The sequence below is a fragment of the Ruegeria sp. CDSC045 genome (assembly GCF_059610725.1).
Map to the genome: position 1 here is coordinate 52,667 of NZ_JBXWOE010000011.1, position 14,006 is coordinate 66,672.

Sequence of the window (14,006 nt, forward strand, 5' to 3'; positions counted from 1 at the left end):
AAGCCACCAACGGGTTATCTACTGGAGTTGCAGCTTAGTTGGCAACCGACTGCAACCTTCGGCGATCGGAAGCCGTTGCGTTTCTCTCAACAACAGTCCGGTTGTACGGATCTTTCAGCTCGTAGCGCCCAAACTCGATCTCCTCTTTCCAACCATTGGCATAGTTCACTTCGATATTGTTGCCCTGGCGTTCAATTTTCGTAGGTCGACTTCCAGCAGTGCCGCCTTGCCCAGAAGAGAGCACGTTGTCGATTGAGATACCATTCGCCAAAGACCGAAGCCTTGAGACGTCAGCACCGGTCGCAGGGCGCTCCTCAACAGTTCGGTTCTGAGCATTCTTTCTCTCATACCGCCCGTTTTCGATCTCCTCCTTGGTTCCGTCGGCGTAACGCACTTCAATGCCGTTAGCGTTTGTTTCGACCTTTGTTACACCGGCCGAACCCAAGGGTTTACCACCTGCTTGAGACCGATCCTTCTTTCCGCTGCCCCTATTGGAGCGTTTGGAGTCGTCATCGTCATCATCATCGTCGCGACCACCTTTGCCTGATCCCGAATTGTCGTCACGATCATCATCCCGGTCGTCGTCGCGGTCATCATCTCTGTCGTCATCCCGATCATCATCGCGACCATCCCCGTCGCTTCCCCTGCCGCTCTTGGCAAAGGCATATGATGGTTCAAAATGTAGGCGACCATCGGCATCAAACGCTGGCACATAAGGTGTTGCCGCGATCAACGAAGCCAACGCCGCGGTACTAAGAAGTTGACCCAGCTTTCTTTGAATTTTCATTTTCGCCTCCAATTTTGAGCATCACGCTTCGTGACGTTGGAGGCAGGTTACTTCTGGTTCGGCTTCCCCACATCGGGCTTAGGTCTGACGAATTTCAAGCCGAACGTCTTAGTCAGATCAGTCAAACCAATGGAGTTTTTGCTGAGCCATGTGACCAGTTTAGCGGGAACTAACCCGGTCACCCTTCAGCTCGTCATCAGGTTCGAGGTGAATGACAAAGACAGAACCCGGATACAAACGATCCAATTCTTCCTTGATGTCATTGCATATATCATGCGCCGCGCTGACTGGCATTGTGCCGTCCACAACAAGATGAAACTCCACAAAGATGACGTTTGCGGATCTACGCCCTTTGAGGTCGTGGTACTCCAAGGCTCCGCCGAGATTTGCTTCTATTGCATTAGTAACAGTCTGCAAGTCATGATCCGAAAGGGTCACATCAATCAGTCCATCGACAGACGCCCGAATAACTTTCCAGCCCTCCCACAAGATGTTCAGTGCAACAAGAATTGCCAGGATCGGATCGAGGATCAGCCAGCCGGTGACAAGTGCAAGTATCAGACCTGCGATGACACCAACTGAGGTCATGACATCTGTGAAAATGTGCCGGGAGCTCGCCTCCAATGCAGGCGACCCCTCGCGACTGCCGATTTTGAGCAATAGGTAAGCCCATGCGCCATTCACGCCCGTTGCAACGACACTGACGGCGATTCCAAAAAGAGGCGCATCCTCAAGATGCGGGTTTGGGAGTGCCAGTACAGCTTCTCTGATGATCAAGAACGCCGCCAGAACAATCAATACGCCCTCGACGACAGCGGAAAGATACTCAGCTTTTTTGTGACTAAAGGGGTGGTTTTCATCAGGGGGTTTATTGGCAACCCGAACCGCAAAGTATGCCAGCAACGCCGCAACGACATTCACGGTAGATTCCATTGCGTCCGACAACAACGCCACCGAGCCTGTCAGCCACCTAGCCAACAGTTTCAGAGCCAGTACCGCAATGGATATTGGAATGGATTAAAGAGCGATTATTGGTGTCATTTGACCACAACGCTCAATCAATCATGAACAGAATCTCGGGATATTGCTGAGCTCCGACGTTCAAAACGTAAAACAGGTGGTTGGTGAAAAGGGAATAGGCCCTGCGGCTTCCTACCGGCGATCGACGACAGCATCTGGTCCCCCTGCATGGCGCCAAACGACTGTTACTCTGATGGAAGCACCGCCGACGAAACAGGAACCGCCTTGAGATAGGCGGCAATCGCCAAACGGTCCTCATCGGTGAGGCGAGATGTGTTCTCGATGACCTCCACCATCTCACCACCAGCGCTGTCATAGTCCGGTGTAAAGCCAGATTTGAGGTACTCGGAAATGTCGGCCTCGGACCAATCAAGCTGGTCTGAGGTAAGGCCCGGGACGCGACCCTTCCCGTTTGGATTTGGTGCACCTGTCAGCCAAAGGTCTCGTTTCAGACCACCTAAGCCATTTCGCGGCGTATGGCATTCGGCGCAGTGACCCAACGCCTCCACTAAATACCTGCCATGTCTTTGTTGGTCGGTCAATTCACCTTCGACTACCCAGCCTGGTGTCATGAACAACAGTTTCCATCCCCCCAATCCACGACGAACATTGAAAGGAAAACCGACTTCATGAGAAACGCTTTCGGCTTTGGACGCTGGCAGGGTTCTGAGGAATGCAAGGAGCGAAATAACGTCTTCGGCCGTAATGTTGGCGTAAGATGTATAGGGAAACGCTGGAAAATAGTGCTGCCCTTCGGGTCCGGTCCCATGGATCAAGGCATTGGCCAGATCCAGGGCAGACCAGGACCCAATACCAACTTTTGGGTCACTGGAAATGTTGGGGGCAATGAACGTGCCGAATTCTGTCTCAAACCGGCGACCACCGGAGAGCATGAGCTTGTCCTCACCAACCGCATCCGGCGCTGAATGACAAGATGCGCATCCTGAGGCGTGGAACACGATTTCGCCTCTGGTGAGATCCGGATGCAAACCGTCGAGTTTAGATTGATCCGTTCTTTGTGGTCGGGTCAGCACCAAACCTGCCAACCCAACCAAGAGTGCAACGAAAGCGGTGAAAAGGAAAAACCGCTTCACAGCTATCTACCAATTAATCTTTTGGCGCTCTGTACGCTTTGTGACATGCCGAACAGCTTCCACCCAGATCGCCCATAGCCGCTTTCAGGGCATCAACATCTTGCCCTGCCGCAGCCTGCATCGCAACAGCGGCATCTGCCATAGCCTGCCCTTTCGCACCAACGTCAGCGAAGTTTTCCCAGATCGCAGGCAGCGCTCGGGTGGACGGATCGGATACATTGTCGGATCCTGCGGGCCACATCGCGGATTGGTCGATCTGCGTTAGTACAACAAGGTTGTTTGCAGCCCGTGTTGCGGCCTCGGCATCATAGCCCACCTCGCCTTTGGCCATGCCGCCAAGTGTACCAAGATTGAAGGAATAGAGCTGCATGATTGAGGTCCGAGCTTTCACAGCCGGATTTTCGCTTTCATGGGCGATGGCTGCGCCAATGGCCGCTACAGACAAAATGCCTGCCGCCAAAATTGAGAACTTCTTCATCATGATGTCTCTCCCTGTTCAATACTTCGAATGTTAGCTTGAACGAATTTACTTGTAATTGTTTGTTATTCGCCGCCTCCTGTTAATTTATGAACAACGATAATTGGGATGACATTCGATATGTGCTTGCCGTTGATAGATTCGGTTCGCTGAACTCGGCGGCGGAAGCTTTGCGGGTAACGCATGCGACAGTCCTGCGCAGAGTGGTTGCCTTTGAACAGAGAAGTGGCTGTGCGATTTTTCGGAAGAGCTCTTCTGGATATTCCGCGCTGCCTGAGGCCAGAACAATTCTATCGGCTATGGAAAACGTTGAAGATGCGGTGCTTTCAGTAGAGAGGGCAATCGTAGGCGCGAACCGCTCTCCTGTTGGTCACGTTCGCATCACGTCCACTGACAGTCTTTGCCAGATGGTATTGCCTCAGATTTTGAATGAAATTTCCAAAGAGTACCCAGGGTTGGAACTGACTTTGTTGAGTAGCAACAGCCACCGTGATCTATCCCGGCTGACTGCGGATATCGCTGTGCGCCCATCGATTAAACTTGAGGACGGCCTGGTCGGAGAACGATCAGGTACATTGTCGTTTGGGGTCTATGATGATGGTTCCCCAAATCGTAAATGGATGAGGCTTGACGGCGCGTTGAGCCGCTCTCGGCCTGCCAAGTGGCTAGCAGAAAACGCGAAAACCGAACAAACTACCAACGGAGCAGACAGTTTTTTGGTGCTTCAGCAGATGGCCGCTTCCGGAGCGGGCAAGACATTTTTACCAGAATTCATCGGCGATGCTGACCCCCGCCTTCATAGATCGCACGGCATGAATCCCCAAATCGAAGTTCCGCTCTGGGTCGCAACACTAGAGGAAATCGCGCAGACACCAAGGTTTGCTCTCGTGCAACGGGCCTTGGTTGAACGCATAGCCAAAGCTCTAGCCAACTGAAATCACCCAAAAACAGTTGTAAGCAGTCGCATTATTTGCAGAGCAGCATTACGAGTTCAGTGTTTCAAAGGCCGACTTTCCGATGCAAGGCATTCAACGCGATAGCGGCTTTGGGCTGACTACGGACATTGCCGCGGTCAAGTCGGAAAGCTGCTTTGTCCAGCATCTGAGGCAATTGATCACAGCACGGTGGTGGAGTACGTCTGTCAGACCGGGCGTTCGCAATACTCGCGGCGAAAGTTTCGTGCGAACCCCATTTTGGGTTTGCCGCAATGGTGACGAAAGTCGGCCATAACGTATGTGCCGACCAATATTCCGTCAAGATATGTTTCGAAGGCTGAACTGTCATGTTCTCTAATCCCTGTGCGCTAATCGTGGACCCAAGCAATGCATACGGCTAGCATCGGAGATCACACAGCAAGAAGGGAGAATCACATGTCGAAGTTCACCAACAGAACAGCTGTCCATGGGGTTGCTGCACTCGTAATCTGCTGTTTCGCGGCAATCGTTCAGGCACAATCGGCAGGCGAAGAGATGTCGTTCTTCATCACTAGTGTAGGCAAAGGAGACGGTGCCAATCTAGGCGGCCTCGACGGCGCCGATGCTCATTGTAATGCACTTGCTTCTGCGGTCGGTTCTTCCAAAACTTTTTCGGCCTATCTGAGCACGTCAATGTCCATTGATCGCAGCACCGACCCGATGACAATAACCAACGGTATTTCGGCACGCGACCGAATCGGGGCGGGTCCATGGTACAATGCCAAGGGAGAACTCATCGCCAACAATGTAGAAGACCTACACAGCGACAGCGTGAACATTAGTATTCTGACCGCACTCGATGAAAACGGTAACCCTGTAAATGGGCGTGGTAGTCAGCCGAACAAACATGACATTTTGACCGGCTCCGATTCTGCCGGACATTTCTCGACGGCAGGTGGCGATACGACATGCAGCAACTGGACTTCGAATAGTGAAAACGGGTCCGCGATTGTCGGACATCATGACCGTGTGGGTCTCAATGATGCGCGAAACATGGTGTCTTGGAACTCGTCGCACGGCTCGCGTGGTTGTGGAGAAGAACATCTGCCACGTTCTGGCGGGGCGGGTCTGTTTTATTGCTTCTCAACGGACTGATCAGACAGCGCTGGTGCGTGTGCCACCCGCATTGCCGCTAGTATTCACCAGGTCAATTTTTAGGGGCGCATTCTGGAAGCGCTCGTTGTCGCCATAGTAAGCAATGAGCGCTGTTTCATGCGTCCAGATTGTCCAATCTGGATACACCGAAAGCTCCGTTCGAAATTCGGACTATGACCTTGCCTTGAATGGCCGGTTTGACGAAATAAGTTGCACCGCAGCGATGCGCGTGCAGCAGCTGCTCACCGATGCTGCGTCAGCAATAGCAGCGGTTGAATAAGGCTGCTTTGTCCGCATAGCCGACACCAACCTAGATTTACTTTGCCTCTTGAACCAAGGCTACCCGGTGCGACTTGATGATTAACTTCAAACAAACTCGCGCATAAAGTCAAAGGCTCACGGCAGCTCTCGAAAAGAAAAACAGCGGCCCGGTAGAGCCGCTGTTTTCCGAATTTCAGTTCTGTCCGGATCAATCCAGTGTCCGGGTGACCTCTTCGCGCTCGAAGATTTCGATGACGTCGCCGGCGCGGATATCGTCATAGTTCTCGAATGCCATACCGCATTCCTGACCCGACTGAACCTCGGCCACTTCGTCCTTGAAGCGCTTCAGCGTTTTCAGCGTGCCTTCGTGGATCACCACGTTGTCGCGCAGCAGGCGGACACCTGCGGAACGACGCGCCACGCCTTCTGTAACCAGACAGCCAGCAACCTTGCCAACGCCTGTAACCTTGAAGACTTCGCGGATCTCGGCATAACCGATGAACTTTTCGCGGATCTCGGCGCTCAACAGGCCTGATGCGGCGGCTTTCACGTCGTCGACCAGATCGTAGATCACCGAGTAGTAGCGGATTTCCACGCCCTTTTGGTTCGCGGTGTTCCGGGCTGAAGCATTGGCACGCACGTTGAAGCCCAAGATCGGGGCTCCGGACGCTTCCGCCAAGCCGACATCCGTTTCGGTGATCGCGCCGACGCCTGAATGCAGCACCCGCACGCGCACTTCGTCGTTGCCGATCTTCTCCATCGCCTGAACGATGGCTTCGGCAGAACCTTGCACGTCCGCTTTCATCAGAATTGGCAGTTCGGTGACGTTTTCGTCTTCCTTGGCCTTTTGCATCAGCTGTTCAAGGGTGGTTGCGGCACCGGCGGCGGCGCGTTTGTCCTTGGCGGCCTGTTCACGGTAGGCGGCGATTTCACGCGCCTGCGCTTCAGTCTCGGTCACGTTCAGAACGTCCCCGGCCTCGGGCGTGCCATTCAGACCCAGAACCTCAACCGGAACCGAGGGGCCTGCCTCTTTGACGCGTTCGCCCTTGTCGTTGATCAGTGCACGGACTTTACCGTATTGCTCACCCACAACAAAGATATCGCCCTGACGCAATGTACCGGTTTGAACCAGAACGGTAGCAACAGGTCCACGGCCCACATCCAACTGCGCCTCGATCACGGCACCCTGGGCGGCGCGATTCGGGTTGGCTTTCAGCTCAAGAATTTCGGATTGCAACGCGATGGCTTCCAACAGCTCATCCAGACCCTGACCGGTAATGGCGGACACTTCGACGTCCTGAACCTCACCCGACATTTTCTCAACGATGACTTCGTGCTGCAGCAGATCGGTGCGCACCTTGTCCGGGTTCGCATCCGGCTTGTCGACCTTGTTGATCGCAACGATCATCGGGACACCCGCCGCTTTGGCGTGGTTGATCGCCTCGATCGTCTGCGGCATCACCGCGTCATCCGCAGCAACAACCAGAACCACGATATCCGTGACCTGCGCCCCGCGCGAACGCATCGAGGTAAAGGCCGCGTGACCCGGTGTATCCAGGAAAGACAGCGTTGTGCCGCCATCGGTTTTCACCTGATAAGCGCCAATATGCTGGGTAATACCCCCGGCCTCACCCGCCACAACGCGAGCGTCGCGGATCGCGTCCAGCAACGAGGTCTTACCGTGGTCAACGTGACCCATGATGGTAATGACCGGCGGACGCGACTGCAGATCGCCTTCGCTGTCTTCGATCTCTTTGATGACGTCCTCGACGTCAGAGGCCGAGACGCGCGTGACCTTGTGGCCAAATTCTTCGATGATCAGTTCCGCAGTATCAGCGTCAATGGTCTGGTTCTGCGTGACCATCATGCCCATGTTCATCAGCGATTTGACAACGTCCGCGACACGCTCGGCCATACGGTTGGCCAGCTCGGACACGACAATCGCCTCGGGCAGCTGTACGTCACGGATAACCTTTTCCCGCTCGACAGCGCCGCCCATGGCTTTCTGACGCGCGCGCTCTTGCTTACGCTTCATGGCTGCCATCGAACGCTGGCGGTTGCCTTCACCACCGGTCGCCTGACCCAGAGTCAGCTTGCCTGAACGGCGGTTATCGTCACGGCCCTTGGTGCGCGTGCCGCGCTGTTCACGCTCGCGATCCTGCTTGCGTGGCGTTGCTGCGGGCGCAGGCTTGCTGGCCGGGCTGCGGGCGGCTTTTGGCTCTTCAGGAGTCGGGGTCGCCGCGACACGCTTAGCGGCATCTTCAGCCTCTTTGCGCTTGCGTTCTTCCTCTTCGGCCTTGGCGCGCGCGCGTTCTTCGGCCTCGCGCTGTTCGCGCTCTTTGGCCTCTAGTTCCGCACGGCGACGGGCACGCTCTTCCTCGCGCGCTTTTTCAGCGGCCTGACGCTCGGCGGCCTCTTCGACCTCACGCGCCTTGGCAGCCTGCAGCGCCTTCATCCGGCGCGCCATTTCCACGTCGGAAATCCCGGCTGGACGACGCGACGGATCACCTGATGGCGTAGCTCCACCACCGGTTTTGGCCGCACCCGGCTTGGGGACCACCACGCGTTTGCGTTTGGTTTCCACCACGACATTCTTGGTACGTCCGTGGCTGAAACTTTGTTTCACATTTCCGGGGCGCGCCCCGCCACGAAGACCCAATGTCTTTTTGCCGTCACTATCGCTCATAAAGCTTCTTACCCTTCCGCGCGGCCCTTGCCGCCGTCATCCGTTTCGCGCAAGCCATGCAGGCGCTGCGCTTCCTCTACAACACGTTTGGCGAGTCCGCCAGAGGCCAAGGCCGCATGAATCACGGTTTGGCGCCCAAATGCCGCCCCAAGTTCGTCTGCGGTCAACCAGCCGATGTATTTCCCAAAGTGCGGCGTGCTGAGTTTCGACTTGCCACGCCCCGATCCATCAGAAGCCTGAAGCAATACCTGGGCCTCTTCCCGGTCCAGCATTGCCTTGACCTTTTCATAGCCAGCAACCGCATCACCGGACTTGCGCGCGAGGCTCAAAAGCTCGATCACGCGCCGCGCAATCTGCTTTTCAACCTCATCGGCCAGATCCTTTGACACAGTGACCTGCGCCTTGAACCCCCGCGCGAACAATTTCTTGCCGATGGCTTTGTCCAACGCGCTGCGGTCGGCCGAGACATAAACACCGCGCCCCGGCAGTTTTGCCGCGACATCAGGAAAGACCTGACCGTCTGGCCCGACCACAAAGCGGATCAGCCCATATCTAGGCTGAACCTCGCCAGTGGCAATGCACTTGCGTTCGGGTCCGTCAGACCGATCCTTATGGACGCCACCGCGACCCATGTGCGCCACCCGAAGCCTGCGATCAGGCCTCGGCTTCCTCGTCGGCCGCTACGCCGTCTTCTTCAGCCTGCTCCAGTTCGGCAGGATCAACCCAGCCCAACATGATGCGTGCGGTCATGACCAGATCCTGCGCCTCTTCCAGCGTTATGCCAAAAGGCTCCAGAACGCCGTCATCCTTGATACGCTCACCATCAACTGTGGTCCAACCACCAGCCAGTTCCCAGTCAGCGCAGGTGGCAAAATCTTCCAACGTTTTCACGTCGTCCTTGGCCAGCGCTTCTACCATCTGGGGTGTCAGACCTTCGAATTCAATAAGGCTGTCCTCGACACCCAGCTCACGCGCTGCATCCAGCGCCGCTTTGGCCTGTGCTTCCAGGTGTTCACGCGCACGGGTCTGCAGTTCCTGCGCGGTGCCATCGTCGACGCCGTCAATGACCAACAGCTCGTCAAGCTCGACATAAGCGACTTCTTCCAGGTTGGTAAACCCTTCCGAGACCAGTAGTTGCGCAAAGAACTCGTCCAGATCCAGGCTTTCCATGAACAGGCTGGTGCGGGCTTCGAATTCTTTCTGACGGCGCGCCGATTCTTCGGCCTCGGTCATGATATCAATGTCCAGATTGGTCAGCTGGCTGGCCAAACGCACATTCTGACCGCGACGGCCAATGGCAAGGCTCAGCTGTTCTTCGGGAACCACAACTTCGATCTTGCCCGCTTCTTCATCCAGAACAACCTTGGACACCTCGGCAGGCTGCAGCGCATTCACCAGGAAGGTGGGCTGATCTTCGTTCCATGGAATGATGTCGATCTTTTCACCCTGCAGTTCATTCACGACGGCCTGCACACGGCTGCCGCGCATACCAACGCAGGCACCGACAGGGTCGATCGAGCCGTCATAGGAAATGACAGCGATCTTGGCGCGCGATCCGGGATCACGAGCAACAGCTTTGACCTCGATGATGCCGTCATAGATTTCCGGCACTTCCATCTTGAACAGTTCAGCCATGAATTCAGGCGCGGTGCGCGACAGGAAGATCTGGTGGCCACGAACCTCGCGACGAACTTCCTTGATATAGGCGCGCACACGGTCATTGGGGCGATAGCTTTCGCGGCCAATCTTGTCGTTGCGGCGCAGAACAGCCTCGGCACCGCCCAGATCGACGATGACATTGCCGAACTCTTCGCGCTTGACCGCACCGTTGATGATGGTACCTGCGCGATCCTTGAAGTCTTCGTACTGGCGATCGCGCTCGGCTTCGCGAACCTTTTGCAGAATCACCTGCTTAGCGGATTGCGCCGCGATCCGGCCCATTTCGACCGGAGGCACTTCTTCGACATAGACGCTACCGACTTCCGGCGCTTCCATGTATTGCTTGGCCTGCTCGACGGTCATCTCGGCCTGATAGTTCTCAAGCTCTTCATCCTCAACCACGGTGCGGACGCGGGTAAAGGTCGCTTTACCGGTCTTGCGGTCGATGCTGACGCGAATATCCATCTCGGCGCCGTAGCGGCTTTTGGCGGCACGGGCGAGCGATTCTTCCATCGCTTCGACAACCAGACCGGGGTCGATCATCTTTTCGCGGGCCACGGCCTCGGCGGTCTGCAGCAGCTCCAGCTGGTTGGCTGAGGTGATTGCCATCAGTTCGTCTCCTCTTCGGACCCTTCGGTCTCAATCTCGTCGAAAGCGTTTTCGTTCAGGGCACCGGCGTCCTTGCGCTGGCGCAGCATCTCTTTGATCAGATCATCGGTCAGGACCAGCTTGGCATCGCTTAGCCAGTCAAACTGCAAGCCGATGGTGATCGTCTCATCTCCCTCGGAGATATTGATCAAAACCTCATCACCTTCGGTCCCGGCCAGCTCACCTTTGAAGCGGCGACGGCCGTCGATCAGTTCGGTGGTTTCAATCTTTGCCTCATAGCCCTCGAACATCTCAAAATCCTTGAGACGTGTCAGAGGCCGGTCGATGCCGGGGCTGGACACTTCCAGCGCATAGGCGTCAAGGATCGGATCTTCGACATCCAACGTGGCACTGACTGCGTTCGATATCTCGGCGCAATCATCCACTTCGATGCCACCATCGGGCTTGTCGGCCATGATCTGCAAGGTGGTCTGCTTGCCGCTCATCAGGCGGATACGGACCAGCTCATACCCCAGATCTTCGATCACTGGGGTGATGATCTCGGCCAGTCTCCGATCAATGGCAGCTTTGGCTATCAGTTCGTTTGTCATCAGCTACTCTACCCTGTCAGTCGGGCACAAAAAAACGGGCGCGCGGCCCGTCGAAATTCCCGGTGGAGCCCCAGACCAGAAGTCTGACACGCCGCTGTTGCAACTGCATATACGCAGGGTTTCCCGAGTCTGCAACCCCCGGCAGGAACCCTGACCGGAATTTACGCCAACCACCACCGTTCAGCGATGCGTCCGTCGTCCAGCGCGCGCGCGCCACCGATCTGCTGGGGCATACCAACATGAGCAGCCGCCGCCAGCGCAATATCCGATTCGCTGGGGTGAAGGCGCAGACCGCGCAGCCCATTCAAGCCTTCGGATGATGGCAGGGCAGCAATATCCACATAGCCATCCCGCAATGCTTCGGCCCGGACGCGGGCATCAGGAATGACGATAATCTCAAAAGCATCCGCCCAGCCGGCCTGAGTGCTCTTATAATGGTCAACAACTTTGCGGCCCAGAAAGTGGCGATCATCCTCAGCCCGTTCGACACGGTAGCATCCGGTGCCATTGGCGATCTGCAGCGGTTTGACGCTCTGACCAGCCCGCGGGATGACAAATTGACTTTCGGCCAGCAGGAAAGGCAGGCCGGGATTAGGTTTGGACAGTTCAAGATGCAGCCGGTTAGGGGCCAGCGCTTCGGCGCGCCCGACTTCGGCCAAAACCGCCATCACATCAGCGATATCCAATGCTACGCCGTCGTGGAACACCGCATCATCGCGCAGATCAAACGTCCAGATCCGGGCATCCGTATCGGTCTGCCATCCTGTTGCCAGCTCACCTCGCAAGGTACCGTCCGGTGCGATTTCGGTCAGCGTGTCAAACACCGCCCCCCGTGCAACTTGTTCAAGACTGTCGTCACGCGGCACCGCAAGCCGCAGGGTTCCGCCCGGCTTGGGCGTATTCGCCAGTGACGCACCTGTTGCGGCCAACAGCGCCGCAGCGGCACCTGATGCAAACAACGCGCGGCGGTCAATGCGGGTCATGCTACCCCCTCGGCCACGCGGTTCATAATGCGGACCAGTTCGGCACTGATGCCGGGTTCAGACAGGGCATGGCCCGCCTGACGGACCATCTTCAATTCGACATTCGGCCAGCGCTCGGCCAGGTTCCAAGCAGAATGCGGTGGGCAGATCATGTCATAGCGCCCCTGAACGACATGGCCGGGAATATGAGCGATCCGATCCATCTGCTCCAGAATCTGCCCGTCCTGATCAAGGAAAGCCCGATTGATGAAATAGTGATTCTCAAGCCGGGCAAAGGCGCGCGCATACTCACCCGGGCTTTCTCCGGTGGATCCGTTCGAATGGATTGACGCCAGCGAATTTTCCCAGGCGGACCAGGCCCGTCCGTACAGAACCTCAGTCGCCCGATCCCCTGAGAACAGACGTTTGTTATAGGCCCCAATCGTGTCGGAAAGCTCAGTCTCGGAGAGCAGAGCGGTGAACTTGGACCATTGCTCGGGCCAGAACTTGCCCGCGCCACCACCATAGAACCAGTCCAGCTCGGCCTGCGTTGCCAGAAACACGCCGCGCAATATCAGCCTATTCACCCGGTCGGGATGCGCCTGCGCATAGATCAACGCCAGGGTTGCGCCCCAGCTTCCACCGAAAACGGCCCAATCACTGATGTTCAACAGGGTGCGCAGCCGTTCGATATCGGCCACCAGATGCCAGGTTGTGTTGTCTGTGACCGACGCGTGCGGGCGCGAGCGTCCACAGCCTCTCTGATCAAACAGAATCACCCGAAAGACGTCCGGATCGAAATAGCGCCGCATTGCGGGGCTGCATCCGCCACCTGGGCCTCCGTGCAACACGACCACCGGCAGGCCATCCGGATTGCCGCATTGTTCCATATAGATAAGGTGACCATCGCCCACATCGACCATGCGCTGATCGAACGGGTCGATCGGCGGGTAAAGATATTGCACTGCGCGCTTTTGGTCCGGGTACTTGTCCATTATGGCCCTATATAGTCCTTAAACGTAAAAGAGCATACGGAGACAGGAATGCAAGCGCATCCGAACACGGTAGACCCGTCCGAGATCGCAAAATTCGAGGCGATGGCCGCCGAATGGTGGGACCCGCATGGGAAATTCAAGCCCCTGCATATGCTGAACCCCTGTCGTCTGGATTATATCACACAGCAAATCGCAGGCGAATTTGACCGTGATCTGAAGGCCCCGCGCCCGTTCGAGGGCCTGCGCCTGCTGGATATCGGATGTGGAGGAGGCTTGCTGAGCGAACCCATGGCTCGCCTTGGCGCTGAGGTCGTGGGCGCCGATGCCGCCGAGGGCAACCTGCCCGTCGCCCGCATCCATGCCGAGCAATCGGGGCTTGGGATCGACTATCGCCACACCACTGCCGAGGCTATGGCCGCCGCAGGTGAGCAGTTTGATGTGATTCTGAACATGGAGGTGGTCGAACATGTGGCCGACCCGCTCAGCTTTCTGACAGCCACGCGGGATTTGCTGAAACCAGGCGGACTTGAGATTTGTTCGACCATCAACCGCAACCCGAAATCCTATGCGATGGCTATCTTTGGTGCCGAGGTGATCATGCGCTGGCTGCCGCGCGGCACGCATGAGTGGAACAAGTTCATCACCCCTGACGAGTTGTTCGACCTGTTGCGTCAAGCCGGGTTGGACCCGGTGGACCGCAAGGGTTTCGTGTTCAACCCGATACTATGGAGCTGGTCGATCTCTGACCGGGATTTGAGCGTGAATTATGTGACGGCGAGCGTGAAGCCGGGGTGAA

13 protein-coding genes are annotated in these 14,006 nt (G+C 56.5%); 3 read left to right on the top strand and 10 right to left on the bottom strand.

Going from position 1 to position 14,006, the window contains the following annotated elements; all coding sequences use genetic code 11:
• Positions 1–34 precede the first annotated feature (34 nt).
• From AC2FH6_RS17335 to AC2FH6_RS17350, 4 genes are all read right to left on the bottom strand, one after another.
• Entirely contained in the window at positions 35–787 is a 753-nt protein-coding gene (locus AC2FH6_RS17335; protein WP_496703752.1) for a hypothetical protein, read from the bottom strand.
• Between the two features lie 159 nt (positions 788–946).
• On the bottom strand, positions 947–1,801 hold the full coding sequence (locus AC2FH6_RS17340; RefSeq protein WP_496703801.1) for a cation diffusion facilitator family transporter: 855 nt from the start codon (positions 1,799–1,801) through the stop codon (positions 947–949).
• Between the two features lie 191 nt (positions 1,802–1,992).
• Complete coding sequence (locus AC2FH6_RS17345) at positions 1,993–2,901, bottom strand: c-type cytochrome (protein ID WP_496703753.1); 909 nt, start codon at positions 2,899–2,901, stop codon at positions 1,993–1,995.
• 13 nt (positions 2,902–2,914) lie between these two features.
• Positions 2,915–3,382 (bottom strand): c-type cytochrome, encoded by a 468-nt coding sequence (locus AC2FH6_RS17350; protein ID WP_281973609.1) that lies wholly within the window; start codon positions 3,380–3,382, stop codon positions 2,915–2,917.
• Between the two features lie 86 nt (positions 3,383–3,468).
• On the opposite strand from AC2FH6_RS17350, the gene AC2FH6_RS17355 reads away from it, so the two are divergent.
• A complete protein-coding gene (locus AC2FH6_RS17355) occupies positions 3,469–4,314 on the top strand; it encodes a LysR family transcriptional regulator (protein WP_496703754.1) in 846 nt (281 codons plus the stop codon).
• Positions 4,315–4,749: 435 nt separating this feature from the next.
• On the top strand, positions 4,750–5,448 hold the full coding sequence (locus AC2FH6_RS17360; RefSeq protein WP_496703755.1) for a hypothetical protein: 699 nt from the start codon (positions 4,750–4,752) through the stop codon (positions 5,446–5,448).
• 469 nt (positions 5,449–5,917) lie between these two features.
• Here the strand turns inward: AC2FH6_RS17360 and infB are convergent, their stop codons facing one another.
• The 6 genes from infB to pip all read right to left on the bottom strand — a co-directional run bounded on the left by infB (position 5,918) and on the right by pip (position 13,210).
• Positions 5,918–8,395, bottom strand: a complete 2,478-nt coding sequence (gene infB, locus AC2FH6_RS17365) for a translation initiation factor IF-2 (protein WP_496692727.1) — start codon at positions 8,393–8,395, stop codon at positions 5,918–5,920.
• Positions 8,396–8,403: 8 nt separating this feature from the next.
• Positions 8,404–9,027, bottom strand: a complete 624-nt coding sequence (locus AC2FH6_RS17370) for an RNA-binding protein (protein ID WP_496703106.1) — start codon at positions 9,025–9,027, stop codon at positions 8,404–8,406.
• Between the two features lie 22 nt (positions 9,028–9,049).
• Complete coding sequence (gene nusA / locus AC2FH6_RS17375; protein WP_271950779.1) at positions 9,050–10,663, bottom strand: transcription termination factor NusA; 1,614 nt, start codon at positions 10,661–10,663, stop codon at positions 9,050–9,052.
• The gene (gene rimP / locus AC2FH6_RS17380; protein ID WP_496703756.1) at positions 10,663–11,253 is read right to left on the bottom strand and encodes a ribosome maturation factor RimP; all 591 of its coding nucleotides are present in this window, start codon (positions 11,251–11,253) and stop codon (positions 10,663–10,665) included. The genes nusA and rimP overlap by 1 nt, the downstream gene beginning before the upstream one ends.
• A 161-nt stretch (positions 11,254–11,414) precedes the next feature.
• The gene (locus AC2FH6_RS17385; protein WP_282022177.1) at positions 11,415–12,236 is read right to left on the bottom strand and encodes an ABC transporter substrate-binding protein; all 822 of its coding nucleotides are present in this window, start codon (positions 12,234–12,236) and stop codon (positions 11,415–11,417) included.
• Positions 12,233–13,210 (bottom strand): prolyl aminopeptidase, encoded by a 978-nt coding sequence (gene pip, locus AC2FH6_RS17390; protein ID WP_496703757.1) that lies wholly within the window; start codon positions 13,208–13,210, stop codon positions 12,233–12,235. Before pip ends, AC2FH6_RS17385 begins: the two co-directional genes overlap by 4 nt.
• Positions 13,211–13,258: 48 nt before the next feature.
• Between pip and ubiG the strand changes: the two genes are divergently transcribed.
• Entirely contained in the window at positions 13,259–14,005 is a 747-nt protein-coding gene (ubiG, locus tag AC2FH6_RS17395) for a bifunctional 2-polyprenyl-6-hydroxyphenol methylase/3-demethylubiquinol 3-O-methyltransferase UbiG (protein ID WP_142638267.1), read from the top strand.
• Position 14,006: the final 1 nt, after the last annotated feature.

What these genes read in the sequence shown, in the direction of transcription:
- nusA (WP_271950779.1), bottom strand. Translation starts at nt 10,663, where the DNA reads ATGGCAATCACCTCAGCCAACCAGCTGGAGCTGCTGCAGACCGCCGAG.
- rimP (WP_496703756.1), bottom strand. Translation starts at nt 11,253, where the DNA reads ATGACAAACGAACTGATAGCCAAAGCTGCCATTGATCGGAGACTGGCC.
- infB (WP_496692727.1), bottom strand. Translation starts at nt 8,395, where the DNA reads ATGAGCGATAGTGACGGCAAAAAGACATTGGGTCTTCGTGGCGGGGCG.
- AC2FH6_RS17335 (WP_496703752.1), bottom strand. Translation starts at nt 787, where the DNA reads ATGAAAATTCAAAGAAAGCTGGGTCAACTTCTTAGTACCGCGGCGTTG.
- AC2FH6_RS17360 (WP_496703755.1), top strand. Translation starts at nt 4,750, where the DNA reads ATGTCGAAGTTCACCAACAGAACAGCTGTCCATGGGGTTGCTGCACTC.
- pip (WP_496703757.1), bottom strand. Translation starts at nt 13,210, where the DNA reads ATGGACAAGTACCCGGACCAAAAGCGCGCAGTGCAATATCTTTACCCG.
- AC2FH6_RS17370 (WP_496703106.1), bottom strand. Translation starts at nt 9,027, where the DNA reads ATGGGTCGCGGTGGCGTCCATAAGGATCGGTCTGACGGACCCGAACGC.
- AC2FH6_RS17350 (WP_281973609.1), bottom strand. Translation starts at nt 3,382, where the DNA reads ATGATGAAGAAGTTCTCAATTTTGGCGGCAGGCATTTTGTCTGTAGCG.
- ubiG (WP_142638267.1), top strand. Translation starts at nt 13,259, where the DNA reads ATGCAAGCGCATCCGAACACGGTAGACCCGTCCGAGATCGCAAAATTC.
- AC2FH6_RS17355 (WP_496703754.1), top strand. Translation starts at nt 3,469, where the DNA reads ATGAACAACGATAATTGGGATGACATTCGATATGTGCTTGCCGTTGAT.
- AC2FH6_RS17385 (WP_282022177.1), bottom strand. Translation starts at nt 12,236, where the DNA reads ATGACCCGCATTGACCGCCGCGCGTTGTTTGCATCAGGTGCCGCTGCG.